The sequence below is a fragment of the Bacillus sp. DC4300-2b2 genome, assembly GCF_049895685.1.
Classification (GTDB): domain Bacteria; phylum Bacillota; class Bacilli; order Bacillales; family Bacillaceae; genus Bacillus; species Bacillus safensis.
This window is the reverse complement of record NZ_JAFCSW010000003.1, coordinates 684385-709747: the sequence shown is the minus strand read 5'-3', so window position 1 is coordinate 709747 and position 25363 is coordinate 684385. Positions and strand designations below refer to the sequence as shown.

At 42.9% G+C, this 25363-nt stretch carries 25 protein-coding genes and 1 riboswitch; of the genes, 23 read left to right on the top strand and 2 right to left on the bottom strand.

What is annotated here, in order from left to right:
• Nucleotides 1-263 precede the first annotated feature (263 nt).
• The 9 genes from ACP69X_RS13640 to ACP69X_RS13600 all read left to right on the top strand — a co-directional run bounded on the left by ACP69X_RS13640 (nucleotide 264) and on the right by ACP69X_RS13600 (nucleotide 10997).
• A complete protein-coding gene (locus tag ACP69X_RS13640) occupies nucleotides 264-1979 on the top strand; it encodes an AMP-binding protein (protein WP_269103192.1) in 1716 nt (571 codons plus the stop codon).
• 168 nt (nucleotides 1980-2147) lie between these two features.
• Nucleotides 2148-2732, top strand: coding sequence for a TetR/AcrR family transcriptional regulator (locus ACP69X_RS13635; protein WP_060697564.1), 585 nt, complete (start codon nucleotides 2148-2150; stop codon nucleotides 2730-2732).
• 25 nt (nucleotides 2733-2757) lie between these two features.
• Complete coding sequence (locus tag ACP69X_RS13630; protein ID WP_041086537.1) at nucleotides 2758-3537, top strand: enoyl-CoA hydratase; 780 nt, start codon at nucleotides 2758-2760, stop codon at nucleotides 3535-3537.
• A gap of 31 nt (nucleotides 3538-3568) precedes the next feature.
• On the top strand, nucleotides 3569-4342 hold the full coding sequence (locus ACP69X_RS13625; protein ID WP_073978758.1) for an electron transfer flavoprotein subunit beta/FixA family protein: 774 nt from the start codon (nucleotides 3569-3571) through the stop codon (nucleotides 4340-4342).
• A 43-nt stretch (nucleotides 4343-4385) separates the two neighbouring features.
• Nucleotides 4386-5363, top strand: coding sequence for an electron transfer flavoprotein subunit alpha/FixB family protein (locus tag ACP69X_RS13620; RefSeq protein WP_075611741.1), 978 nt, complete (start codon nucleotides 4386-4388; stop codon nucleotides 5361-5363).
• Nucleotides 5364-5438: 75 nt separating this feature from the next.
• The gene (locus tag ACP69X_RS13615) at nucleotides 5439-6917 is read left to right on the top strand and encodes an alpha-N-arabinofuranosidase (RefSeq protein ID WP_073978760.1); all 1479 of its coding nucleotides are present in this window, start codon (nucleotides 5439-5441) and stop codon (nucleotides 6915-6917) included.
• A 246-nt stretch (nucleotides 6918-7163) separates the two neighbouring features.
• Nucleotides 7164-7478 (top strand): thioredoxin, encoded by a 315-nt coding sequence (gene trxA / locus ACP69X_RS13610; RefSeq protein WP_007501629.1) that lies wholly within the window; start codon nucleotides 7164-7166, stop codon nucleotides 7476-7478.
• Between the two features lie 139 nt (nucleotides 7479-7617).
• Nucleotides 7618-9390, top strand: a complete 1773-nt coding sequence (uvrC, locus tag ACP69X_RS13605) for an excinuclease ABC subunit UvrC (protein ID WP_426052746.1) — start codon at nucleotides 7618-7620, stop codon at nucleotides 9388-9390.
• A gap of 61 nt (nucleotides 9391-9451) precedes the next feature.
• A riboswitch (Lysine riboswitch) is annotated at nucleotides 9452-9629 on the top strand.
• Between the two features lie 132 nt (nucleotides 9630-9761).
• Nucleotides 9762-10997 carry an aspartate kinase gene (locus ACP69X_RS13600; protein ID WP_269103195.1) on the top strand — a complete coding sequence of 412 codons (1236 nt, stop codon included), beginning with the start codon at nucleotides 9762-9764 and terminating at the stop codon, nucleotides 10995-10997.
• A gap of 153 nt (nucleotides 10998-11150) precedes the next feature.
• Here ACP69X_RS13600 and ACP69X_RS13595 read toward each other — a convergent pair whose 3' ends face one another.
• Nucleotides 11151-11594: a YslB family protein gene (locus ACP69X_RS13595; RefSeq protein ID WP_041086524.1), complete on the bottom strand. Its 444-nt coding sequence runs from the start codon at nucleotides 11592-11594 to the stop codon at nucleotides 11151-11153.
• A 283-nt stretch (nucleotides 11595-11877) separates the two neighbouring features.
• Here ACP69X_RS13595 and ACP69X_RS13590 point away from each other — a divergent pair, with 283 nt between their 5' ends.
• From ACP69X_RS13590 to ACP69X_RS13570, 5 genes are all read left to right on the top strand, one after another.
• Nucleotides 11878-12486, top strand: coding sequence for a succinate dehydrogenase cytochrome b558 subunit (locus tag ACP69X_RS13590; RefSeq protein ID WP_041086522.1), 609 nt, complete (start codon nucleotides 11878-11880; stop codon nucleotides 12484-12486).
• A 37-nt stretch (nucleotides 12487-12523) separates the two neighbouring features.
• Complete coding sequence (gene sdhA / locus ACP69X_RS13585; protein WP_039180483.1) at nucleotides 12524-14284, top strand: succinate dehydrogenase flavoprotein subunit; 1761 nt, start codon at nucleotides 12524-12526, stop codon at nucleotides 14282-14284.
• 1 nt (nucleotide 14285) lies between these two features.
• Nucleotides 14286-15050: a succinate dehydrogenase iron-sulfur subunit gene (sdhB, locus tag ACP69X_RS13580; RefSeq protein WP_034279749.1), complete on the top strand. Its 765-nt coding sequence runs from the start codon at nucleotides 14286-14288 to the stop codon at nucleotides 15048-15050.
• Between the two features lie 121 nt (nucleotides 15051-15171).
• Nucleotides 15172-15633, top strand: a complete 462-nt coding sequence (locus tag ACP69X_RS13575; protein WP_039180479.1) for an acyl-CoA thioesterase — start codon at nucleotides 15172-15174, stop codon at nucleotides 15631-15633.
• 78 nt (nucleotides 15634-15711) lie between these two features.
• Entirely contained in the window at nucleotides 15712-16431 is a 720-nt protein-coding gene (locus ACP69X_RS13570) for a biotin--[acetyl-CoA-carboxylase] ligase (protein ID WP_426052745.1), read from the top strand.
• Between the two features lie 226 nt (nucleotides 16432-16657).
• Here the strand turns inward: ACP69X_RS13570 and ACP69X_RS13565 are convergent, their stop codons facing one another.
• Nucleotides 16658-17788 carry a 2-methylaconitate cis-trans isomerase PrpF family protein gene (locus ACP69X_RS13565; protein WP_269103199.1) on the bottom strand — a complete coding sequence of 377 codons (1131 nt, stop codon included), beginning with the start codon at nucleotides 17786-17788 and terminating at the stop codon, nucleotides 16658-16660.
• A 135-nt stretch (nucleotides 17789-17923) separates the two neighbouring features.
• Here ACP69X_RS13565 and ACP69X_RS13560 point away from each other — a divergent pair, with 135 nt between their 5' ends.
• The 9 genes from ACP69X_RS13560 to ACP69X_RS13520 all read left to right on the top strand — a co-directional run bounded on the left by ACP69X_RS13560 (nucleotide 17924) and on the right by ACP69X_RS13520 (nucleotide 25292).
• On the top strand, nucleotides 17924-18784 hold the full coding sequence (locus ACP69X_RS13560; RefSeq protein ID WP_024423208.1) for a LysR family transcriptional regulator: 861 nt from the start codon (nucleotides 17924-17926) through the stop codon (nucleotides 18782-18784).
• 153 nt (nucleotides 18785-18937) lie between these two features.
• Nucleotides 18938-20254, top strand: a complete 1317-nt coding sequence (locus ACP69X_RS13555; RefSeq protein ID WP_039183245.1) for a CitMHS family transporter — start codon at nucleotides 18938-18940, stop codon at nucleotides 20252-20254.
• Between the two features lie 205 nt (nucleotides 20255-20459).
• Nucleotides 20460-20684, top strand: a complete 225-nt coding sequence (gerE, locus tag ACP69X_RS13550) for a spore germination transcription factor GerE (RefSeq protein WP_003184172.1) — start codon at nucleotides 20460-20462, stop codon at nucleotides 20682-20684.
• 149 nt (nucleotides 20685-20833) lie between these two features.
• Nucleotides 20834-21274, top strand: coding sequence for a MarR family winged helix-turn-helix transcriptional regulator (locus ACP69X_RS13545; protein ID WP_024423206.1), 441 nt, complete (start codon nucleotides 20834-20836; stop codon nucleotides 21272-21274).
• A gap of 7 nt (nucleotides 21275-21281) precedes the next feature.
• Nucleotides 21282-22100, top strand: a complete 819-nt coding sequence (racE, locus tag ACP69X_RS13540) for a glutamate racemase (RefSeq protein ID WP_099663515.1) — start codon at nucleotides 21282-21284, stop codon at nucleotides 22098-22100.
• Nucleotides 22101-22200: 100 nt separating this feature from the next.
• Nucleotides 22201-23262 carry a GerMN domain-containing protein gene (locus ACP69X_RS13535; protein ID WP_426052744.1) on the top strand — a complete coding sequence of 354 codons (1062 nt, stop codon included), beginning with the start codon at nucleotides 22201-22203 and terminating at the stop codon, nucleotides 23260-23262.
• Nucleotides 23263-23411: 149 nt separating this feature from the next.
• Nucleotides 23412-24140 (top strand): ribonuclease PH, encoded by a 729-nt coding sequence (gene rph, locus ACP69X_RS13530; protein ID WP_024427165.1) that lies wholly within the window; start codon nucleotides 23412-23414, stop codon nucleotides 24138-24140.
• A 10-nt stretch (nucleotides 24141-24150) separates the two neighbouring features.
• Complete coding sequence (locus tag ACP69X_RS13525) at nucleotides 24151-24753, top strand: XTP/dITP diphosphatase (RefSeq protein WP_162860205.1); 603 nt, start codon at nucleotides 24151-24153, stop codon at nucleotides 24751-24753.
• 14 nt (nucleotides 24754-24767) lie between these two features.
• Nucleotides 24768-25292: a YfcE family phosphodiesterase gene (locus tag ACP69X_RS13520; RefSeq protein WP_426052743.1), complete on the top strand. Its 525-nt coding sequence runs from the start codon at nucleotides 24768-24770 to the stop codon at nucleotides 25290-25292.
• Nucleotides 25293-25363: the final 71 nt, after the last annotated feature.

Here is a 25363-nt window from a genome sequence, read left to right as displayed (position 1 = left end):
AGTATCAAGTCGACAACATCCAGACGCATTTACCTAATGACCCAAGTATCCATCAACAGATTGTGGAGAGAGTAAATGAGTCATTTCGTGCAATTGGTGGATTATATGAACAGTGGCATCATGAAGGAAAAAGAGCATCAATCGAAACAACAGCGAAGAAATAAAGATGTTATGGAACCAAGCTGTATTTGAAAAAAGCAAACTGCCTTGAGGAAAAGTTTGCTATAATAAAATAGTACGAAAGTTCAGGAAGGAGGGTTTTTATGCAGTCAGATAAACGTTGGCTTCTGCATTACCCGAATCAAATTCCCCACGAACTCACCATCCCAAATGAGACGTTACAATCTTACTTATTCAGCTCCGCAGAGGCTGCACCTGAGCATACAGCCATTCATTTTCTAGGAAAAAACATCACCTATGAACAGCTCCAGGAAGAAGCATTAAAACTAGCTGGTCATCTGATGGAAATTGGCGTGAAAAAAGGCGATAGAGTAGCAATCATGCTGCCAAACTGTCCTCAATCCGTCATTTCTTATTATGCTGTTTTAATTGCAGGCGGCATCGTTGTTCAAACGAACCCGCTTTATACGGAGAAAGAACTGGCATATCAAATGGAGGACAGCGGCTCAAAAGTGCTGATTACATTGGATTTATTGTATCCAAAGGCCTATAAAATGAAAGCGCTGACAAGTATGGAGCACTTGATCATCACAAAACTACAGGATTATTTACCATTTCCGAAAAACATTCTGTTTCCTATCGTCCAAAAAAGAAAAAATAAAATGGTCATCCAAGTAGAGGAAAGTGAGACCATTCATCACTTCTCACAAATCATGAAAGAATCGTCAGTAGACCAGATTCCGGCGCTTGCCTTTGAACCGAAAGAGGATGTCGCTGTTTTGCAATATACAGGCGGAACGACTGGTTTACCAAAAGGGGTCATGCTTACGCATGAAAATATTTTAGCGAATACTGAAATGTGCGCTTCTTGGATGTATAAAACGACAAGAGGAAAAGAACGAATCCTTGGCATCATTCCATTTTTTCATGTATACGGAATGACGACCGTATTAAACCTTGCTGTCAAAGAAGGACATTCAATGATTCTACTTCCGCGATTTGACGCAGCTGATACCCTCAAAACGATTGAAAAACAGAAACCGACGCTCTTTCCCGGTGCACCAACCATGTATATCGCCTTGCTGCATCATCCGAACATTGAAAAGTATGACCTGTCGTCCATCACCGCATGTTTAAGCGGCTCGGCGGCTCTTCCTGTTGAAGTCAAACAGAGCTTTGAGAAATTAACAGGAGGACGTTTAGTGGAGGGGTATGGTCTTTCAGAAACATCACCAGTGACCCATTCTAACTTTTTATGGGGAGCGAACAAAACAGGCAGCATTGGCTGTCCGTGGCCTGGGACAGACGCAGGCATTTATTGCGAGGAAACGGGTGGACTTAAAGAGCCGTATGAGCACGGAGAAATTATCGTCAAAGGACCGCAGATTATGAAGGGATACTGGAATCAGCCAGAGGAGACAGCAGCTGTATTAAGGGATGGATGGTTTTTCACCGGAGATATTGGGTATATGGATGAGGACGGTTTTTTCTATATCGTTGACCGGAAAAAGGATGTCATTATTGCGAGCGGTTATAATATTTACCCAAGAGAGGTCGAAGAAGCCCTTTATGAGCATGAGCTTGTACAAGAAGTTGTTGTCGCAGGTATACCAGATCCTTATAGAGGAGAAACAGTAAAAGCATTTGTTGTGCCGAAAAAGGATGCTTATTTAACAGAGGATGAACTCGATCGCTTTGTGAGAACGAGAATTGCTTCATTTAAAGTACCGCGCGTGTATGAATTTAAAGAGTCACTGCCTAAAACGGCCGTCGGAAAAATTTTGCGCAGAGTTTTAATTGAAGAAGAAAAAAGAAAGCACGCTTCATCTGAAACAGCTGTTGATCAATTAAAGAAATAACGACCTTTATCATCCGGTCGAGCGACCGGATGATTTGAATGATGATAGTCTGCACTGGTATGATAAAGGTTGAAAAGAAAGAAGAAGATCTCTTGACAAATCACCCGTTTCTTTTTAACATAAAGTTATGAATGAATGCTCATTCAATTTAGAAAGGGACGAAGCACATTGAAGCAGAAAAGACCGAAGTACATGCAAATTATTGATGCAGCAGTTGTGGTGATTGCAGAGAATGGCTATCATCAATCACAAGTTTCAAAGATTGCGAAACAAGCAGGGGTCGCAGACGGAACCATTTATCTTTATTTCAAAAACAAAGAGGATATTCTCATCTCATTGTTCAAAGAAAAAATGGGACAATTCATCGAACGGATGGAAACAGATATCCAAAAGAAGCCGTCTGCCAAAGAAAAGCTTCTACTGTTGATTGAGGAGCATTTTCGCATGCTGGCGCAAAATCATCATTTGGCTCTTGTGACACAGCTTGAACTCAGGCAGTCAAACCTTGAGCTGCGGCAAAAAATCAATGAAGTGCTAAAAGGGTATTTAAATATGCTCGATTCAATTTTAACAGAAGGAAAGAAAACAGGAGAATTCAGACAAAATTTAGATGTTCGCTTAGCGAGACAAATGGTATTTGGGACGATTGATGAAACCGCAACAACATGGGTCATGAATGATCAAAAGTATGATCTGCCTGCACTCGCAGAAAATGTACATGATCTGCTGTTAAACGGAATACATCAATCCTAAAGACACTGTGAAAAAGGATGATTACATGGAAAAGATACTCAGCTTACATCATGAAGGACAGACAGCGCTCATCACGATTCAGAACCCACCTGCAAATGCCTTATCCTCTCAGCTGCTCACTGAGCTTAATGACATGTTCGATGAGCTCGAACAGAATGAAGAAGTAAGAGCGATTGTGATTCACGGAGAAGGAAGATTCTTCTCAGCAGGTGCTGATATTAAAGAATTTACCACTTTACAGGAAGAGTCTGATTATGCAAGCCTTGCAGATAGAGGACAGCAAGTTTTTGAACGGATTGAACAATGTCCAAAACCAGTCATTGCCTCGATTCACGGAGCAGCATTAGGCGGAGGACTTGAGCTTGCCATGTCTTGTGATATTCGAATCGCAACAAAAGATGCGAAGCTTGGACTTCCAGAACTAAACCTCGGCATTATTCCAGGATTCGGCGGCACGCAGCGCCTCCCGCGCTACGTTGGTTCTGCTAAAGCGCTTGAAATGATGGGAACAGCTGAACCGATTACAGGTGAAGAAGCATTTGCTTGTGGACTTGTTACAAAGCTGGCAGAAACAGAGGAAGAAGCGCTCGCAGTGGCCAAAACACTTGCGGGGAAATTTGCAGCGAAAAGCCCAAAATCACTTGAGTATGTGCTTGATTTATTGAACGCAACAAAATTGTATTCATATGACGGCGGAATGAAGCTGGAAGCCAAAAAGTTTGGTGAGGTTTTCCAATCAAATGACGCCAAAGAAGGCATCCAGGCCTTTATCGAAAAGCGCAAACCGAACTTTAAAGGGGAATAAGGGATAAGTACGACACAAGGGGGAGAAATAAATGAATATATTTGTTTTGATGAAGCGTACGTTTGACACGGAAGAGAAAATTTCTATACAGTCTGGTGCAATTCAAGAAGATGGAGCAGAGTTCATTATTAATCCTTATGACGAGTATGCCATTGAAGAAGCCATTCAGCTTCGCGATGAGCACGGGGGAGAAGTGACCGTTGTGACAGTTGGCGGTGAAGATGCGGAGAAACAGCTGAGAACAGCGCTTGCTATGGGCTGTGACAGGGCCGTCTTATTAAACGTGGAAGATGACTTAGAAGAGTGGGACCAATATTCAGCTTCTACCATTCTTTATCACTATTTAAAAGACAAAGAGGCTTCCTTGATCTTAGCAGGGAATGTAGCAATTGACGGCGGCTCTGGACAGGTAGCCCCGCGTCTTGCTGAATTACTCGGCTTTTCATATGTGACAACGATAACAAGCATTCAAATTGATGGCGGCTCTGCGTCGATTGAACGAGATGCAGAGGGTGATGTGGAAGTCATTTCTGCCGAGCTCCCGCTTGTCGTCACAGCTCAGCAAGGACTCAATGAGCCGCGCTATCCATCATTACCAGGCATTATGAAGGCAAAGAAAAAGCCTTTAGAAGAATTGGAACTTGATGATTTAGATCTGGACGAAGACGATGTACCATTTAAAATCAAAACAATTGAACGTTACTTACCGGAGAAAAAAGAGGGTGGCAAGGTGCTGAGCGGCGAGCTTCAGGATCAAGTCAAAGAACTGACAGATCTACTCAGAAATGAAGCGAAAGTCATCTAAACATCCACTTTACGATATCACGAGAACAAGGGGGAGCTTGAAGATGAGTAAAAAAGTTGTTGTACTTGGAGAAGGTCGTGACGGTAAATTAAGAAATGTGACATTTGAAGCCATTGCTGCCGCTCACAAAGTGGCAGATGGCGGTGAGGTCATTGGCGTGTTAATAGGGGATGACGTCAAAGGCCTAGCGGATGAACTGCTTTACTATGGAGCAGATCATGTCATGATTGTGGAGCATCCGCACCTTTCATATTATACGTCAGATGGTTTTGCGCAGGCGCTTCAAGCTATATTAGATCAGGTCGATCCAGATGCTGTGCTTTTTGGCCATACGTCTATCGGAAAAGACTTGTCGCCGAAAATAGCCGCACGTCTTCAGACTGGCTTGATTTCAGATGCGATCGATGTAAGCGTTACCGGCGAACATCTTGTTTTCACTAGACCGATTTACTCTGGAAAAGCCTTTGAAAAAGTCATTTCAACAGACCGCCTGCTTCTAGCGACCATTCGGCCAAACAACGTGGCGCCACTTGAGCGGGATGCGTCACGAGGCGGAGAAGTCACACCAGTTTCTGTCGATATTCAGAACCTTCGGACGATCGTGAAGGAAGTCATTAAAAAAACGTCAGAGGGTGTAGATTTATCGGAAGCAAAGGTCATTGTTGCTGGAGGGCGCGGGGTTAAAAGCAAGGAAGGCTTTGAACCGCTGAATGAACTTGCTGAGACGCTCGGGGCAGCAGTCGGAGCCTCGCGTGGCGCCTGTGACGCCGATTACTGTGATTATGCCCTGCAAATTGGTCAAACGGGAAAAGTCGTCACACCTGATCTTTATATTGCATGCGGGATATCAGGAGCGATTCAGCATTTAGCGGGAATGTCTAACAGTAAAGTCATTGTGGCCATCAACAAAGACCCAGAAGCAGAAATCTTCAAAATCGCCGATTACGGAATCGTCGGTGACTTGTTTGAAGTGGTACCGCTTTTGAATGAAGAGTTAAAAAAGATGAATATCCACTCGTAACGCTCATACACTCAGAATGCCTAGGTATTCTGGGTTTTTTTGTATGTAATTAAGAAGAAAAGGAGCGGTTGACAAGTGAAGGGGACAGTAAAAGTCAATGACGTGATCGGACGCATTTCTAAACACATTTATGGGCACTTTCAGGAGCATTTAGGAAGAGGGATTTATGACGGGATTTGGGTAGGAAAAGACTCAGAGATTGACCATATTGAAGGGATTCGTACCGATGTGCTGAAGGCCCTTCAAGCATTACATATTCCGGTGCTGAGGTGGCCGGGGGGCTGTTTCGCAGACGAATATCACTGGGCAAATGGTGTAGGTGATCTCAGTGAACGAAAGCCGATGGTAAATACCCATTGGGGTGGTACGGTTGAATCCAATGCATTTGGTACACATGAATTTATGGCATTGTGTGAGCTGCTTGAATGTGAGCCATACATTTGCGGCAATGTGGGAAGCGGGTCTGTTCAAGAATTAGCCGATTGGGTCGAATACATGACATTTCCAAAAGGGACACCTATGTCCGATTGGCGCATTCAAAATGGAAAACAAGAACCTTGGCAGCTGACCTATGTTGGTGTAGGCAATGAAAGCTGGGGCTGCGGCGGGAATATGACGCCTGAATACTATGCAGATTTATATAAACGCTATCAAACGTACGTAAGAGAATTTGCAGGGCAGCGTATTTATAAAATCGCCTGCGGTGCGAATTCTAATGACGTGAATTGGACGAAAGTATTGATGGAGCGGGCTGCACCGTGGATGGATGGGCTCAGCTTACATTATTACACCGTACCTGGTACATGGGAGAAGAAAGGGTCAGCGACTGAATTTGATGAGGATGAATGGTTTATCACGCTGAAAAAAGCCTATGAGATGGAACGGCTTGTCGAGGACCATGGTGAAATCATGGATCGTTATGACCCAGACAAGCGAATTGGGATGATTATTGATGAATGGGGGACATGGTATGACCCAGAGCCAGGGACAAATCCTGGGTTTTTATATCAGCAAAACACACTAAGAGATGCCCTTGTGTCCGCCCTCCATTTTCATATTTTTCATCGCCATTGCGAGCGGATTCATATGGCAAATATTGCTCAGACGGTCAATGTGTTGCAAGCGATGGTATTAACAAAGGACGAAAAGATGCTTCTGACGCCTACGTATCATGTATTTCACATGTTTCAAGTACATCAAGAGGAAGAAGCGCTTGAAGTGGAGTTCGTTTCACCGCCGTATGAACGAAAAGGTGAAAAAATTCCTCAGGTCAGTGTGTCAGCCTCACGTTCATCAGGTAAGATGCATATTAGCTACTGTCACCTGAATCCGCATGAACAAAAAGAGGTATCCCTTGCCATTGAAGGGGTTGATGCACAAACGAAAGTCATCGGACGTGTGCTGACAGCTGATCGCATGAATGCGCATAATACATTTGATGATCCTCATTCTGTTCAGCCAAAAGATTTTCAGCAAATGACTGTAAATCCCGGTGAATTAACGGTAGAGCTGCCGCCAATGTCAGTGGTCATGATAACTGTCGACCTCACTTGATTGCATATTTCGATGTTTGATGAGAAGAATGTTGGGGCATCATACATTGTAAATGAAGCGGAAAGGATGTCATGTCATATGCTTAGAACCATTCTCATGATCATCGGTGCGATTGTTGTCATTGGTGCGATTATACGGTTTGTTTTTTAATTCATTTCCTAAAAAATGATTCGTAAGCATTTCATTCGCAAGTCACATTGGTAGATGCTATACTAAAAAGCATAATTTACATTGGAGGAATGAATAATGGCAATCGTAAAAGCTACTGACGCAACATTTTCACAAGAAACTGCAGAAGGTGTTGTTCTTGCAGATTTTTGGGCACCATGGTGTGGACCTTGTAAAATGATTGCTCCAGTTCTTGAAGAACTTGATCAAGAAATGGGCGACAAAATGAAAATTGTAAAAATTGATGTAGACGATAACCAAGAAACTGCTGGTAAATACGGCGTTATGAGTATCCCAACACTTCTTGTTCTAAAAGACGGTGAAGTTGTAGAAACTTCTGTTGGTTTCAAACCAAAAGAAGCACTTGCTGAACTTGTCAACAAACATCTATAAACCGATCTATGTCCAAGCGGCATAATCATTGAAGCGGTTCTCGTAAAGACGAGAGCCGCTTTTCTTTCAACATGGTATAAAACAAATGTTCGTGATACACTAGAAGGAGTGAAAGAGGAAAACAAGGACGGATGAAAATATGAACAAACTAATCAAAGAAAAGCTGTCAGTCCTGCCGGATCAACCAGGCTGTTACTTAATGAAAGATAGACAAAATACGATCATTTACGTGGGAAAGGCAAAGGTGTTAAAAAATAGGGTGCGCTCTTATTTCACTGGATCACATGACGCCAAAACGCAGCGGCTTGTCAGTGAAATTGAAGACTTTGAATACATTGTCACCTCTTCTAATATGGAGGCGCTCATTTTAGAGCTGAATTTAATCAAAAAATATGACCCAAAATACAATGTCATGCTCAAGGATGACAAGACGTATCCATTTATAAAAATTACGAATGAACGCCACCCTAAGCTGATCGTGACCCGCAATGTAAAAAAGGACAAAGGGAAATATTTCGGTCCATACCCAAACGTACAAGCAGCACGAGAAACGAAAAAGCTGCTCGACCGCTTATATCCACTGAGAAAATGTGCCACCCTTCCTGATCGCGTCTGCCTTTATTATCATCTTGGGCAATGTCTTGCACCATGTGTGTATGACATTTCCGAGGAAACGAATAAGCAGCTCGTGGACGAAATCACAAGGTTTCTAAACGGAGGACATCAGCAAATCAAAAAAGAACTGACCGAAAAGATGCAGGAAGCTGCTGAAAATTTAGAGTTTGAACGGGCAAAAGAACTGAGAGACCAAATCGCTTATATCGACTCAACGATGGAAAAACAGAAAATGACGATGAGTGATTTATCAGATCGAGATGTCTTCGCCTATGCCTATGATAAAGGCTGGATGTGTGTCCAAGTTTTCTTTATCAGACAGGGGAAATTGATTGAACGTGATGTCAGCCTGTTTCCTATGTATCAGGACCCTGAAGAGGAGTTCCTCACGTTTATGGGGCAATTTTATGAAAAGAACAACCATTTTCTGCCGAAGGAAATTTTGGTGCCGGACAGTGTCGATCAAGAGATGATTGAGCAATTACTTGAGACAAACGTTCACCAGCCGAAAAAAGGAAAGAAAAAGGATTTACTTTTACTTGCCCATCAAAATGCCAAAATCGCTTTAAAAGAAAAGTTTTCGCTCATTGAGCGTGATGAAGAGCGGACAATTGGTGCGGTGAAGCAGCTTGGGGATGCGCTTAATATTTATATGCCGTACAGAATTGAGGCGTTTGATAACTCCAATATTCAAGGAGCAGACCCGGTTTCTGCCATGGTCGTCTTTCAGGACGGGAAGCCATATAAAAAGGAATACCGAAAATACAAAATTAAAACCGTCTCAGGACCAGATGATTATGCATCCATGCGTGAAGTCATTAGAAGACGATATACCCGCGTGTTAAAGGATGAACTGCCGCTGCCAGATTTAATTTTAATTGACGGAGGAAAAGGACAGATCAACGCAGCCATCGATGTGCTTGAAAATGAATTGAATCTGTCTGTCCCAGTCGCAGGTCTTGTAAAAGATGAAAAACATCGGACATCGAATCTCATGATGGGAGATACACTTGAAATTGTTGCGCTAGAGCGAAATAGCCAAGCTTTTTACTTATTGCAGCGCATTCAAGATGAAGTGCACCGATTCGCCATTAGCTTTCACCGACAGCTGCGCGGAAAAAATGCATTCCAGTCTATTTTAGACGATGTACCAGGTATCGGAGAAAAGCGTAAAAAGCAGCTCCTCAAACATTTTGGCTCTGTGAAAAAGATGAAAGAAGCCTCTATCCAAGACTTTCAGGAGGCTGGCATTCCGAAACAGACGGCTGAACTTTTAATGGAAGCATTAAAAAAATAGATTGTACTTTTACCAAAAGTTTGTTAAGATGTGACTAATTTAATAAATGAACGTGTTGTTTGTTGAAGATAGAGGTGCGAACTTCAAGAGTAAGCCTTCGGAGATCGATGGGATCTAAGAAGAGGGCTGAAAGGGGAGCGTCGCCGAAGTGAATAAAATCCACTCATTTTATTCGCTGGCTGTACATTGAAGAAATGTAGGGCTGTCAAGAATTCAATTCTTGGAGGGCTATCTCATTGTTTGCATCGTTTAATGATGATTTTAAAGCAATGGGAGATTTGTCTCTCATTGCTTTTTTATTTGCAGTGAGCGGACAGTCTCCAAAGCAGCCTCTTCTCTCACACGTGAACTTTTGAAAAAGGGTGGTAGACATGGGACTAATTGTACAAAAATTTGGCGGAACTTCCGTTGGGTCAACAGAAAAAATTCGCAATGGCGCAGAGAGAGTGATCGCTGAACGCGAGGCAGGACATGATGTGGTTGTGGTTGTATCAGCGATGGGTAAATCAACAGATGTTCTAGTAGAGCTAGCGAAAGAACTTACAGACGATCCAAGCAAAAGAGAAATGGATATGCTGCTCGCAACTGGTGAACAGGTGACCATTTCATTATTAACGATGGCGCTCCAAGCAAGAGGCTATGATGCCATTTCCTTTACAGGCTGGCAGGCTGGTATGAAAACAGAGCATGTACACGGAAATGCAAGAATCGTGGACATTGATGAAGCAAGAATAAAAGAGGAATTAGGTGCGGGGAAAGTCGTTGTTGTGGCAGGCTTCCAAGGAATTGCAGATGACTTACATATCACAACACTTGGACGCGGAGGATCAGATACGACTGCTGTGGCACTGGCTGCCGCATTAAAAGCTGATAAATGTGATATTTACACAGATGTACCAGGTGTGTTTACGACAGATCCGCGTTATGTACCATCCGCGCGGAAACTTGCGGGTATTTCATACGATGAGATGCTTGAGCTGGCTAATTTAGGAGCTGGGGTCCTGCATCCAAGAGCTGTTGAATTTGCGAAAAATTATCAAGTCCCGCTAGAAGTCCGTTCTAGTATTGAAAATGAATCGGGTACGTTAATTGAGGAGGAATCATCCATGGAACAAAATTTAGTCGTCAGAGGCATTGCGTTTGAAGATCAGATTACACGAGTGACAGTGTGCGGGCTTTCAAGCGGTTTAACAACATTATCGACCATTTTTACGACGCTTGCGAAACAGAATATCAATGTTGATATCATCATTCAGTCTGTCACAAGCACCAACCAGACGTCGATCTCTTTCTCTGTGAAAACGGATGATTTGTCCAAAACAGTTGAAGTATTAGAAGAATATAAAGGGGCGCTTGGCTACGAGCAGATTGAGACAGAAAGCAAATTAGCGAAAGTATCCATTGTGGGATCTGGAATGGTCTCAAATCCAGGCGTAGCTGCTGAAATGTTTGCTGTATTAGCGCAAAAAGACATTCAAGTGAAAATGGTCAGTACGTCTGAAATCAAAGTCTCAACAGTAGTCGGCCGTGATGATATGGTCAAAGCGGTTGAAGCGCTGCATGATGCGTTTGATTTATCAAAGGTGAGCGCAGCTGCTCACTCTTAAAAAGGTAAAGAGGTGATCTCATGAAAGTGGGACGCCTCTTTTTTCTATATGGAATTGGTTGAAACGAGCGTAAACCCATTCATTAAGTATGCTATGATAGATGAAGACATATAAAAAGGCGTGACCTAAAGTCCGCGCCTTTTATCAAGAGTATTAGCTAGGGTCTCTTAAATCCCATTTAACGGTTAAAATGACTTTCTCAGCACGCTTTTTCACTTGTTCATAGGATTCAGCTACGTGCTCATTAAGAAGCTGAATTTGTTCAGCAATAAAACCGGCTTCCATCTGAAAGCATGGCTCCTTTTGATAGGTGAGTCGATTTGATACTAGTGGACCTTCGAGCTCAAACTCAATTTCCTGTTTTTTCGAATGGACCATTGTGAGAGTCCCCCATCCGGCAGCATGGAAAAATTCGGGGATCTTTTCCCATGACTCTTGAGGAAATTTACGAGCAAGCAGTTTACCCGCAAAATACATCATAGATGAATGGTCCTGACCAAGAATATCTGGTAGCAGAACTTCGCGTATCAGCTCGTAGGCAAATCCATTGACTTCAATTTCTTTTAGCTGTTCTAAGTTAGATTCGAATTTATTCATTGTACGGCTCCCCTCTTTCAACAATTTATTATAGCTTATGTGGGCATATGATGACAGAGTTTTCCCTGAAGTCTAAGAAATTCTTATTGTAGTAAAACGAATTTTGATTTAAAACTTTTAAATTTCGGAAAATTTTAATTTATGTACGCGGTTTCTTGACGCTTTTTTGACATAGGAGTAAAATGAAATTGTCAATAAATTTGAATAAAGTGCTTACAATTGAAAGAAGCGGGGGTAAGACAATTTTCAAGCAATTGCACTTTTTTTACTAGGGGGTAAAGTAATGTCGGGGAACAAAGAATTTTTTTATCGGAGATTGCATTCTTTGCTTGGCGTCATTCCGGTCGGTCTATTTTTAGTACAGCACTTAGTGATTAACCACTTTGCGACGGATGGACCAGAGGCGTTTAACAAAGCTGCACACTTTATGGAACAGCTGCCATTCAGGTACGCACTTGAGCTGTTCGTGATTTTCTTACCACTGATCTATCATGCTGTTTATGGGGTGTACATAGCCTTTACGGCACAAAACAACACGTCTCGCTTCAGTTACTTAAGAAACTGGTTGTTCAGACTGCAAAGGATTTCAGGTATTATCACATTGATTTTTGTCACTTGGCACGTATGGGAAACGCGCATTCAAGCTCAGCTTGGAGCTGAAGTTAACTATGACATGATGGCGAATATTTTAAGCTCTCCATTTATGCTAGGCTTCTATATTGTCGGCGTTTTATCTACTATTTTCCACTTTGCTAATGGCTTGTGGTCATTTGCTGTCAGCTGGGGAATTACGGTTTCACCACGCTCACAAAGAATCTCCACATTTGTGACATTAGGTATATTTATAGCGCTTTCATATGTAGGGCTAAGAGCAATTTTCGCTTTTGTTTAAGAGGAAATAGATTAGTAGAAGAGGGAGAGGGGCTACAATGAGTAATTCTAGCATCATCGTTGTCGGAGGCGGCTTAGCTGGTCTCATGGCAACTATTAAAGCAGCAGAAGCGGGAACAGCTGTTCAACTATTTTCAATCGTACCAGTGAAACGTTCGCATTCTGTATGTGCACAGGGCGGAATCAACGGAGCGGTTAATACAAAAGGTGAAGGGGATTCACCTTATGAGCATTTTGATGACACGGTATACGGCGGAGATTTCTTAGCCAACCAGCCGCCAGTAAAGGCAATGTGTGAAGCAGCGCCGTCCATTATCCACTTACTTGATCGCATGGGTGTTATGTTTAATAGAACACCAGAGGGATTATTGGACTTCCGCCGCTTCGGGGGAACACAGCACCACCGTACAGCGTTTGCTGGAGCTACAACAGGCCAGCAGCTATTATACGCACTGGATGAGCAGGTTCGCCGCTATGAAGTAGCAGGGCTTGTCACGAAATATGAAGGCTGGGAATTCCTTGGCGCTGTTTTAGATGACGAGGAAGTATGCCGCGGGATTGTCGCGCAGAACTTAACGACAATGGAAATTCAATCCTTCCGTTCAGATGCGGTTATCATGGCAACAGGCGGCCCTGGAATCGTGTTCGGTAAATCAACGAACTCCATGATTAACACTGGGTCTGCTGCATCTATCGTTTATCAGCAAGGTGCACATTATGCAAATGGAGAATTCATTCAAATTCACCCAACAGCGATTCCAGGAGATGACAAGCTTCGTCTCATGAGTGAATCAGCTCGTGGTGAGGGCGGACGAGTTTGGACATATAAAGACGGGAAGCCTTGGTACTTCCTTGAAGAAAAATACCCAGCATACGGGAACCTTGTACCGCGTGACATCGCAACGCGTGAAATCTTTGACGTATGTGTCGAGCAAAAGCTTGGCATCAACGGAGAGAACATGGTATATCTCGATCTTTCTCATAAAGATCCAAAAGAGCTTGATATTAAGCTTGGCGGAATCATTGAAATCTATGAAAAATTCATGGGTGATGACCCGCGTAAGCTGCCGATGAAAATCTTCCCTGCTGTTCATTATTCAATGGGCGGATTATGGGTCGATTATGATCAAATGACGAATATCAAAGGTCTGTTCGCTGCTGGAGAATGTGATTACTCAATGCACGGCGGAAACAGACTTGGTGCAAACTCACTTCTTTCTGCGATTTACGGCGGAATGGTCGCTGGACCAAATGCGGTGAAGTACATTAGCGGTCTTGAGAAATCTGCGGAAGACCTATCTTCTGCAACATTTGACAGTGCCGTGAAGAAAGAGCAGGAGAAATGGGACAACATCCTCAGCATGGATGGTACAGAAAATGCGTACGTGCTTCATAAAGAGCTTGGAGAATGGATGACGGATAACGTTACAGTGGTTCGTTACAATGACAAACTCTTAAAAACAGATCAGAAGATCGAAGAACTAATGGAGCGCTACAAGAAGATCAACATCAATGATACCGCATCATGGAGCAACCAAGGCGCTGCCTTCACGCGTCAGCTTGACAACATGCTTCAGCTGGCAAGAGTCATTACGATCGGGGCATATAACCGGAATGAAAGCCGAGGCGCACACTATAAACCGGAATTCCCAGAAAGAAACGATGAAGAATTCCTTAAAACAACGATGGCTACGTTCAAAGGGAAAAATCAAAAGCCTGCATTCCACTATGAGGACGTCGATGTATCGTTAATTGCACCTCGTAAACGAGATTACTCGAAGAAAAAGGTGGAGAAATAAGATGAGTGAAAAAAACACAATTCAATTCATTATCACACGTCAAGATACAGCAGATGGAAAGCCTTATGATGAAGAATTCGAAATCCCTTACCGCCCAAATATGAACGTCATTTCTGCACTCATGGAAATTAGACGTAACCCGGTCAATAAACAAGGTGAAAAAACAACGGCGATCAACTGGGATATGAACTGTCTTGAAGAGGTGTGCGGAGCTTGTTCTATGGTCATTAATGGAAAACCGCGCCAGTCATGTACAGCCCTGATTGATAAGTTAGATCAGCCGATCCGTCTTCAACCGATGAAGACATTCCCGGTCGTGAGAGACTTGCAGGTTGATAGAAGCCGCATGTTCAACTCCTTGAAAAAAGTAAAAGCATGGGTGCCGATCGATGGCACATATGATCTTGGACCTGGACCAAGAATGCCTGAGAAAAAACGTCAATGGGCGTATGAGCTTTCTAAATGTATGACGTGTGGTGTCTGCCTTGAAGCTTGTCCAAACGTGAATGATAAGTCTTCCTTTATGGGCCCTGCACCGCTTTCGCAAGTACGTCTATTTAACGCACATCCGACAGGTGCGATGAATAAGTCAGACCGTCTAGAAGAAATTATGGGTGACGGCGGTCTTGCGAACTGCGGGAACTCTCAAAACTGTGTGCAGGCTTGTCCGAAAGGAATCCCGCTGACAACGTCAATTGCAGCACTAAACCGAGATACAACATTACAAGCTTTCCGTAACTTCTTCGGAAGCGATCACGCAGAATAACATCACATTCAGTCCTCTTTGCCAATCATGATGAGTGTTTACAAGAGGCTGGGTGGAACACAGAATAAACGCCTCTTCCAATATGGGAGAGGCGTTTATTGATGAATAAGGAGATGATGAAGTGAGACTTCCGTCATATATTGAGGAACCGTTTGAAGAGTGGAGGGCATCCTTTCGATTTTATGTCGAAACGACTGTCCGTTTTTCAGAAACGGATATGTTTGGCCATATGAACAATGTCACCCCATTTGTGTATTTTGAAGAAGCACGTATTGCCTTTTTTCAAAAAACAGGAATTGTGGATAAACGAATGAAACGTGTGAAAGAGACGATTACAGTCGTGGCAAACCTGCAATGTGATTACATCAAACAGGTGGAGATAGGGGAGCGGCTTCGTGTGTATGTAAAGCCGGAAAAAGTCGGATCAAGCTCACTTATCCTTCATTACTTAGGAGAAAACGAGCAGCAGGAACCATGCTTTACAGGTTCAGTCACGATGGTCCAAATTAATAAAGAAACAGGCGCTCCCGTCCCATTTACAGAGGAAGAAAAAGAGACATTTCAAGCTCAGCGAAATGGGTAGTATGCAGCCTCGTCAACGTGTAAGCTTCATTTTGTTATAATAAAAAGACCATATCAAGAAGAAACAAAAGGAGAACACATGAAGATTTTTCAATATGACACCATTGATAGTACTAATAATGTAGCGAAAAGGCTCATTCAGCAAGGAGAAAAACCTTCATTTGCTGTCTATGCACATCAGCAGACAGCAGGAAGAGGCAGGCTGGGCAGGCCGTGGGAAACGCCTGCAGGAAATGTCGCTGTGACCATGACAGTTTTGCCGCCAGAAGAACTCTCCACCCAGTCAACGATTGCTCCGCTTACGGCACTAGCGATCTACGATGTTCTCAAACCTCTCATAAGGGCTGAGGATCAGCTGGCGATTAAATGGCCAAATGATATTCTCATCAATGAAGCAAAGGTATCAGGCACATTGATTGAAGCAGATCGTACCGCCATTTATATCGGTGTTGGCATCAATGTGAAGACAAAACCGGAGCATGTTCCGTACAAAACCATTTGCCTATCAGAGCTTACAGAGGTGAAATCGGATCAGCTTGTGAAGGAACTTGCAGCCGCTTTTGAAAAATATCATACACGCTGGAAGAATGAAGGGTTTGAAGCACTCACTGCCCTTTACAACAAACGGTTATATCGTCTTCATAAACCGCTGCGGATTTCGTTAGACCGTGAAAAACAAACATGGGAAGAGGGCATTTGCTGCGGGGTCAACCGTTACGGTCATCTCCAGCTAAAAGATGAAAAAGGGCAGATAAAAGCTCATTCTGCCGGAGATATAGATGCACCGCTACAGCATTAAAAAAAGCAGACGAGGTTCTCGTCTGCTCAGCGTGTAGACAAACCCTCGCATTCGCCCGCAGGTCTGCGCTCCGGTGCTCACGAATGTCACATTCGCTCCGCTCCTGTGCTCGTCCTTCCTAGGGCTGCAAAGGTTTTCTATCACGCTGAAAAGAAGACAAAGGGCTAAAATCAAGATCATTTTAGCCCTTTGTCAACAATCTGAGCAGACGATGTTCTCGTCTGCTTTAAGCTTCTCTTTTAATCTGAGGCTGAACCACATAGTCTTGTTTTGTGAAGACAACTCCGTCTAGAATTTCTCTTGCGGTTCGAATAACTTTGACTCTTTTTTCAGAGATGTCAATTTCAGTTTGCATAATACCAGCAGGATGCCCAATACGAAGGGTGTCATCTTTTCCTTGAAACAGCTGAGAAGGAAGCGTTTCATCTAAGAAACAGCTGGCTGTCACGCAGACAGAGCCGGTAATGGCAAGTGCTTGGTGCGGTCGTTGCATCGATAGCATACGAACGATAATGTCCATATCTTCTGCTCGTCTCAAGATGCCATTTGTATCTACATAGTCAGTAGGCTCACTAATGAGCGCAAGCTTTGGAACAGCTGGAGACTGTAATGTGGCCATTTCTTTTGGTGCAAAATGACACATTTCAGCAGCAAGGGAACGAATTTCTTCTAAATCATCCAGTAATTCGTCTGTAAACTCTTCAGGCAATTCAGTTCCTTTTAATTGTATATCTTTCGCGCGAATAAAGGCAATTGGATTTGCAATGTCAACGATCGAGATTGGAATCTCCCCAAACTTTGTTTGAATCGTATCAATTTTGTTTCCAGTCGGAAAGGTTTTACCTGTGACAGCGCCTTCAGGTTTCTCGAAGGATAAATAAATGGGAGACCCAGTTCCTTTTACGCCTGGAATTTCTGCCTGTCCTTCAAATTTTACTTCTCCATTTTCAACCTCGACCTCTGCCGTAATGACTTTATTTGTATTGGTATTGAGGATACGTACAGTCGTAATGGGCTCAACCGCTTGAACAAGTCCTTTAATGATGGCATACGGCCCAACGGCTGATGAGATGTTCCCGCAGTTTCCTTTAAAGTCGACATATCTCTCATTTATGCTGACTTGTGCAAATGTATAGTTCACATCCACATCCGGGCGTGTGGCTTTATCGATAATGGCCACTTTGCTTGTTAAAGAATTACCGCCACCTATTCCATCGACCTGCAGCCGGTCAGGGCTGCCCATAATGTCTAATAGAAATGCTTCGAGCTCATCGTGTTCATATGGTGCATTGTTCGCGTGAATGAATACCCCTTTGCTTGTACCGCCTCGCATGATTGTGATTGGAACTTTTCTCATTACTCTCACCCTCAATTTTTAATAAACTGTTTATCTAACCAAAATGGTAAAGTATAATAAGAAATAAGTTAAATACATTATTTTAAGAGAAATTAATAAAAATATTTTATAATTAGTAAAAAAGGAGGGTAAACAATGGATGAAAAAGATTGGCGGTTTTTAAAGGTACTTTATGAAGAAAAGAACATCACAAAAGCGGCAGAAAAATTATTTGTCTCTCAGCCTGCCTTAAGCTATCGATTGAAACAGCTTGAAGAGGAGTTTGATATGAAGCTTTTCTTTAAAAGAAAACGAGGAATTGAATTTACATCAGAGGGCGAATACTTGGCTAAATATGCAAATGACATGCTCAAACAGCTGCAGCAAACAAAAGATGGCATGCTCAATATGCAAAAAAAGGTCAAAGGAACGATCCGGTTAGGGGTCTCAAGTAACTTTGCCCAGTATAAACTGCCAGAAATATTAAAAGAATTTTCTAAGCAGTATCCACATGTTCAATTTATGGTCAACACAGGCTGGAGCACAAAGGTAATGGATTTATTAGGAACATCAAGTGTGCATTTAGGGATTTTAAGAGGCGATTATGACTGGAATGGAGAGCGCTTTTTGCTCGATAAAGAGCGTCTTTGCATCATTTCAAAATCAGAAATCCAGCTAAAGGATCTCCCGAATCTGCCGCTCATTGACTATCATACAGACAGTTCATTGAAACGGCTGATTAACAGATGGTGGCAGGAAACATTCACAATGCCTCCGCTTGTCACGATGGAGACAGACCGTCAGGATACATCAAAAGAGATGGTGAAGCATGGTTTAGGCTATGCCATTGTCCCAGAAATTTGCCTCAGACCAAGTGATGAGTTATTTGTAAAAGGTCTTTCGTATAAAGATGGACAGCCTGTTTTAAGAGATACATGGCTCATGTACCAGCCAGACTCACTTCATTTGTCTGTTGTGAAAGCGTTCATTGAGTTTTTAAGAAATCAGCAAGGTTGATTATAAAAGAAATTTATTGAATATACGAAAAAATCGATATTTTCATTATAAAAAAAGCTATTATATCCTTGAAATAGAAAGCGCTAACATATAGATCGCAAGTGCAAGGGGGCGCTTGCAGATCATGTGAAGAAGAGGATGGAGGGATATAAAGTGCTAGCTATTTTAGGGATCTTGATGGTCTTGACATTTACATTTCTCATTATGACTAAACGTATGCATCCGGTGGTGGCTCTAACCGTTGTACCTATCATATTTGCATTGATCGGTGGCTTTAACAAAGGATTAGGGGACATGATGCTTGATGGACTGAAAACTGTTGCACCATCAGCTGCTTTATTGTTATTTGCGATTTTATTCTTCGGTGTCATGCTGGATGCTGGATTGTTTGATCCTCTGATTAAACTCATTCTACGTATTGTAAAAGGTGATCCTGTCAAAATTGCTTTTGGGGTAGCGATTTTGTCTATGCTTGTTGCATTAGATGGTGATGGAACAACAACGTATATGATTACCGTATCAGCTATGCTGCCACTTTTCTTAAGAATTGGGATGAACCCATTAATTTTAGGAACAATTTCATTATTATCATTAGGAATTATGAGCGGAATGACGCCATGGGGCGGACCAGCTACTCGTGCCATCGCGGCGCTTGGATTAGATGCAGGCGAATTTTTCATTCCATTACTCCCAACGATGGTTGGAGGCGGTCTTTTTATACTTTTTACTGCTTACGTACTTGGAAAAAAAGAAAGAAAACGGATTGGGATTGCAGAGATTCAGTACAAAGAAGAGCCGTCCATTTCTCCTGAATTGGCTGCATCAATTGAGGATGGAGTAGCCGATATCAAAAGGCCGAATCTGATTTGGATTAACTTCTTCCTTACAATTGCTGTCATGGTCACACTAGTCCTGGATATCATCCCAATTCCTGTACTCTTCTTAATTGGATTTGTCATCGCTCTTATGATTAACTATCCAAAGGTTGAAGATCAGCGCGAGCGAATTTTATCTCATGCAGGTAACGCATTAACGGTTATCACACTTGTATTTGCAGCAGGAATTTTCACTGGGATCTTTTCAGGAACAAAGATGGTTGAGGCCATTGCCAATTTGGTCATTTATATGATTCCAGATTCCTACAGCTCATTTTTCCCGCTGATTGTTGCTTTGACGAGTATGCCATTTACATTTATTCTTTCAAATGATGCTTACTATTTCGGTGTGCTGCCGATCTTGGCTGAAGCCGGCGCAGCTTACGGGATTGATCCGGTGGAGATTGCACGTGCTTCTATCATAGGACAGCCTGTCCACTTACTGAGCCCACTTGTGGCTTCAACGCTGCTGCTTGTCGGTATGCTGAACAAAGATATTGGTGATTTGCAAAAATACGCACTTCTATGGACCGTGTTAACTGCCCTTTTTACAACACTTATTGCATTGTTAACAGGCGCCATTACAATCTTTTAAATACCACGTAAAAAAGGACGATGTCTCGGGAGGAGACTCGTCCTTTTTTGCGTGGCTGAAAGCGCAGTAAATTGGACGCTGATATGCGGGATTTCTTGATTTTAACGTCACCTACCTCAGGCCCCTGGCATATGATATCTCGACTATACAGAATCCCATTCTATAGAGACTAGAGCTCTCACCTTAGCAAGGAGGGTTACAATACTTGAAGGAGAAAGAGTTTCAATCCAAGCCGCTATTAACCAAAAGAGAAAGAGAAGTATTCGAATTGCTCGTCCAAGATAAAACAACAAAAGAAATTGCAAGCGAGCTTTTTATTAGCGAAAAGACTGTTCGAAATCATATTTCGAATGCCATGCAAAAGCTAGGAGTTAAAGGCCGTTCACAGGCCGTAGTCGAGCTTCTGCGTATGGGTGAGCTAGAGCTCTAAAGTCAGCCGGTTTTCCTTCCATATCGGGAAGGAACCGGTTATTTCTATATGGTTTCCATGAGTCTCTTCTTGCATTTTCTTTGAAAAACGAGGAAAATAGACATGTACGTTTTAATCAAAGTGAGATGCTATAGTGAGGTATCAATAAAATGGAAACGAATGAGTCTGGCCATGTTGCAGAGATTGAAAAATCATTGCGCCACATTGCTGCAATTATTAAGCAAAAAGGCAGAGAAATCCTGAATCAATATACAATTACACCTCCACAATTCATCGGGCTTCAGTGGCTTTATGAATTCGGAGATATGACAATAGGTGAACTGTCACAAAAGATGTATTTGGCTTGCAGCACAACCACTGATTTAATTGATAGAATGGAAAAAAGTGAACTTGTCGAACGGGTGAAAGATCCATCTGACCGCCGCGTGGTTCGCATTCATTTATTGCCTGAAGGCGAGAGGATCATTCAAGAAGTGATTGCTAAACGCCAAGAATACGTCAGTGAACTTCTAGGGGCTTTCTCAGAAGAAGAAGCCATCGTTTTCAACCAATCCTTAACGAAACTACAGCAGCAAATGAAAAGAAAATGAGGCGATTTTGTTGGATCAACCAATCGGCGTCATTGATTCCGGCGTCGGCGGTTTAACCGTTGCAAAGGAAATCATGAGACAACTGCCAAAAGAAAACATCATTTATGTAGGCGATACAAAACGATGTCCATATGGCCCTCGTAAAGAAGAAGAAGTTCTTCAATATACTTGGGAAATGGCGCACTACTTATTAAAACACCACCATATTAAAATGCTCGTCATTGCGTGCAACACAGCAACAGCGATCGCACTGGACGAAATCAAAGCAACGCTTGATATTCCGGTCATTGGTGTCATTCAGCCCGGCGCCCGTACAGCGATCAAGGTGACAAACAATCAGCACATTGGCGTTATTGGCACAGTCAATACGATCAAAAGCGAGGCATACAAAGAAGCGCTGCTGTCACTAAAAGCAGGTCTAACGGTTCAAAGCCTGGCGTGTCCGCTCCTTGTCCCATTTGTGGAAAGCGGTACGTTTTTAGATCAGACAGCAGAGGCAGTGGTGAAAGACTCCCTTGAACCAATGAAAGAAACAGGGATTGATACACTTATTCTGGGCTGCACACACTATCCGATTTTAAAAGAGCCGATTCAGCGCTTTATGGGCAGTGAAGTAAACATCATTTCATCAGGGGATGAGACAGCGAGAGAAGCGAGTACGATTCTTTCATATAAAGGGCTGTTAAATACCTCTAAAGAAGCACCTGTCCATACATTTTACACAACAGGACAGCAGCAAAATTTCCAAAACATCGCTCGTGACTGGTTTGGCTACCTGCCAGGAAAGGTCGAAACCGTGTCACTTGAACACATCTACCAGCAATAACCCCTTCTACTTGAAGCGGGTTATTTTTTTATGAAAAGGGTCTAATCCTCTGATGGAGCTCGTATACATAGTAGTACAAACTACTAGAGGAGGGTGAAGTATGCTGAAAAAAGGATCTACAGCAGCTGTTACGTGTATCGCGTCAGCCATGCTTTTGTCAGGATGCGGATTGTTTCAAACAGACCAAGCGAAAACAGAGATTGATCCACCACAAAACGTCACATATGTGAAAGAAAATAAAGAAGACAAACAAACAGCCAAAGAAGGAAAAGAAGAGAAGCAGGCTGATACAGTCATGAGAGAATTATATTTAATTGATAAAAACGGGTATGTCGTATCTCAATCCATTCCGCTGCCGAAAAATGAAGGAAGTGCCAAACAAACCCTTGAATATCTCGTGGACGGGGGACCTATTTCTAACTTAATGCCGAATGGTTTCAGAGCAGTGTTACCTGCGGACACGAGCGTATCTGTCGATATTAAAGATGGAACGGCGATTGTGGATTTTTCAAATGAATTTAAAAACTATAAAAAAGAAGACGAACAGCGAATCCTGCAATCTGTTACTTGGACGTTAACACAGTTTGATTCCATAGCCAAAGTCAAATTGAAGATGAATGGACATGAACTAAAAGAAATGCCTGTGAACGGTACGCCCATCTCAGATGATTTAAGCAGAGAAGACGGGATTAATATCCAGCACGAGGCTGCCGCTGATATGACTTCAACAAAGCCTGTTACTGTCTACTATTTAGCTGAATCTGATGAAAAGACGTACTACGTTCCGGTCACCACAAGAGCACCAAAAGACGAGGATGATCCGATTATAGCAGCAATTGATGAGCTCGTTTCCGGACCAAGCAAAAAAAGCCATCTGCTTACAGACTTTGACCAAGATGTGAAGCTGAATGATGTTCCAAAAGTAAAAGATGGACATGTGACACTTGATTTCAACGAATCTATTTTTGGCAGTGCGGATGAAAAGAAAAAGGTCATTTCACAAAAAGTTCTTGATAGCATTGTGCTCACATTAACAGAGCTGCCGGACGTCAAAAGCGTATCTGTTAAGGTCAACGGCAAGGCTGAGCTTGTGAACGAAAAAGGAGCAGAGCTCACAAAGCCGGTTTCACGACCAGAACAAGTGAATACAGGTAGTTTTTAACGTCACACATTGATATAATGGAGAAAAAGAGGCATGCATATTCGCTGCCTCTTTTTTATTCCGAGCGGTTAGAACAAGCCGAGGTTGTCAAAGTTAGTAGGAGAACCCCGCTGGCACGCGCGGAATGTATATCGTAACGGAGGTAAAACATGAGATTAGATGAAAGACAATATGACGAATTGAGAAAAATTGAAATAGAGGCAGGCTACATCACGCACCCAGAAGGCTCTGTCTTAATCTCAGCGGGAAATACGAAGGTGATTTGTAACGCATCGATCGAAGACCGCGTACCTCCTTTTTTAAGAGGAGAAGGAAAAGGCTGGATTACAGCAGAATATAGCATGCTTCCAAGAGCAACCGCACAAAGAACGATAAGAGAATCATCTAAAGGAAAAGTCACAGGACGTACGATGGAGATTCAGCGTTTAATTGGACGAGCACTCCGCGCAGTCGTTGACTTAGAAAAGCTTGGCGAACGCACGATTTGGATTGATTGTGATGTCATTCAAGCAGACGGCGGTACACGCACAGCGTCCATCACAGGTGCTTTTGTTGCCATGACACTCGCGATTCAAAAGCTGCGAGCTGAAGGAGTCATCAAAGAAAACCCGATTACTGATTATTTAGCGGCGATATCCGTCGGAATTGATTCTCAGCAAGGTCTTCTGTTAGATTTAAACTATGAAGAAGATTCTTCTGCTGAAGTAGATATGAATGTCATCATGACAGGCGCTGGCCGTTTTGTTGAACTTCAAGGCACAGGTGAAGAAGCGACATTCTCAAGAGAACAGCTAAACGGACTGCTTGATTTAGCCGAAAAGGGCATCAAAGAATTAATCGAAAAGCAAAAAGCAGTAACAGGAGAAGTCATCGAATAAAGAGAAGGGTTTGATCAGGATGAAAACAGCCATCATTGCAACGCACAATGCGGGCAAAGCGAAAGAATTCAAAGCCATTCTTGAGCCAAAAGGATTCACGGTCAAAACACTAGCAGACATTGGCTTTACTGAAGAGATTGAAGAAACAGGACAAACCTTCGAAGAAAATGCCATCATCAAAGCGGAGGCCATTCAAGCCAAAGCAGGTGAAATGGTCATTGCAGACGATTCCGGTCTGTCGATTGATTATCTGGGCGGAAAACCTGGCGTGTATTCAGCGAGATACGCAGGTGAGCATAAAGACGATGCGGAGAATGTGGAAAAAGTGCTGAGCGAACTTCAAGGTATTGAAAAAGAAGACCGTACAGCCAGATTCAGATGTGCCCTTGCTGTCAGCATACCGGGAAAAGAAACAAAGACGGTAGAAGGATCAGTAGAAGGCTTCATCGCAGAAAAGCCAATCGGCGAAAATGGCTTCGGATACGACCCAATTTTCATCGTCAAAGACAAAGACCAGACGATGGCCGAGTTATCACCAGAGGAGAAAAACAAGATCAGCCATCGAGCGGTCGCGCTTCAAAAGCTTTCATCACTGCTAGACGCAAATGAATAAGGGGGAATGAAGCCATGAAGATACTCATCATTAGTGACAGTCATGGACTCACAGACGAACTTCAAACCATTGCCAAACGGCATGCGGCTGAAGTCGACATGATGATCCACTGCGGAGATTCAGAACTCGAAGCGAACCACCCAGCACTCGAAGGATACAAAGTCGTCAAAGGAAATTGTGACTTTATGGGCGATTTTGAAGAAGAGCTCCTGCTCCCACTTGATGGAGGCGGAAAACTATTTCTCACTCACGGACATCTGCATGGCATCAAACAATCCTTACTTCAAGTCTACTACCGTGCAGAAGAGCTAGGCGCAGACCTTATCTGCTTTGGTCACTCGCACATCCCGGGCAGTGAACTGCTAAGAGGAAAACTGCTCATTAACCCTGGCAGCGTACACTTGCCAAGAGTGCGAAAAGAGCGCAGCTATGCTATACTGACACTAGATGGAAGCGAAGCAAACGTACAGTTTTTCACGGACGAAGGTCAGGTCATATCAGACCTCGAAAACACTGTCACATTGGAAGGTATTTCATAAGGGTGCAGCATTTGCCCCTTATGAAAAAACTTTCGAAAAACCGTTGACTTTAAAGAACAATAGTAATATAA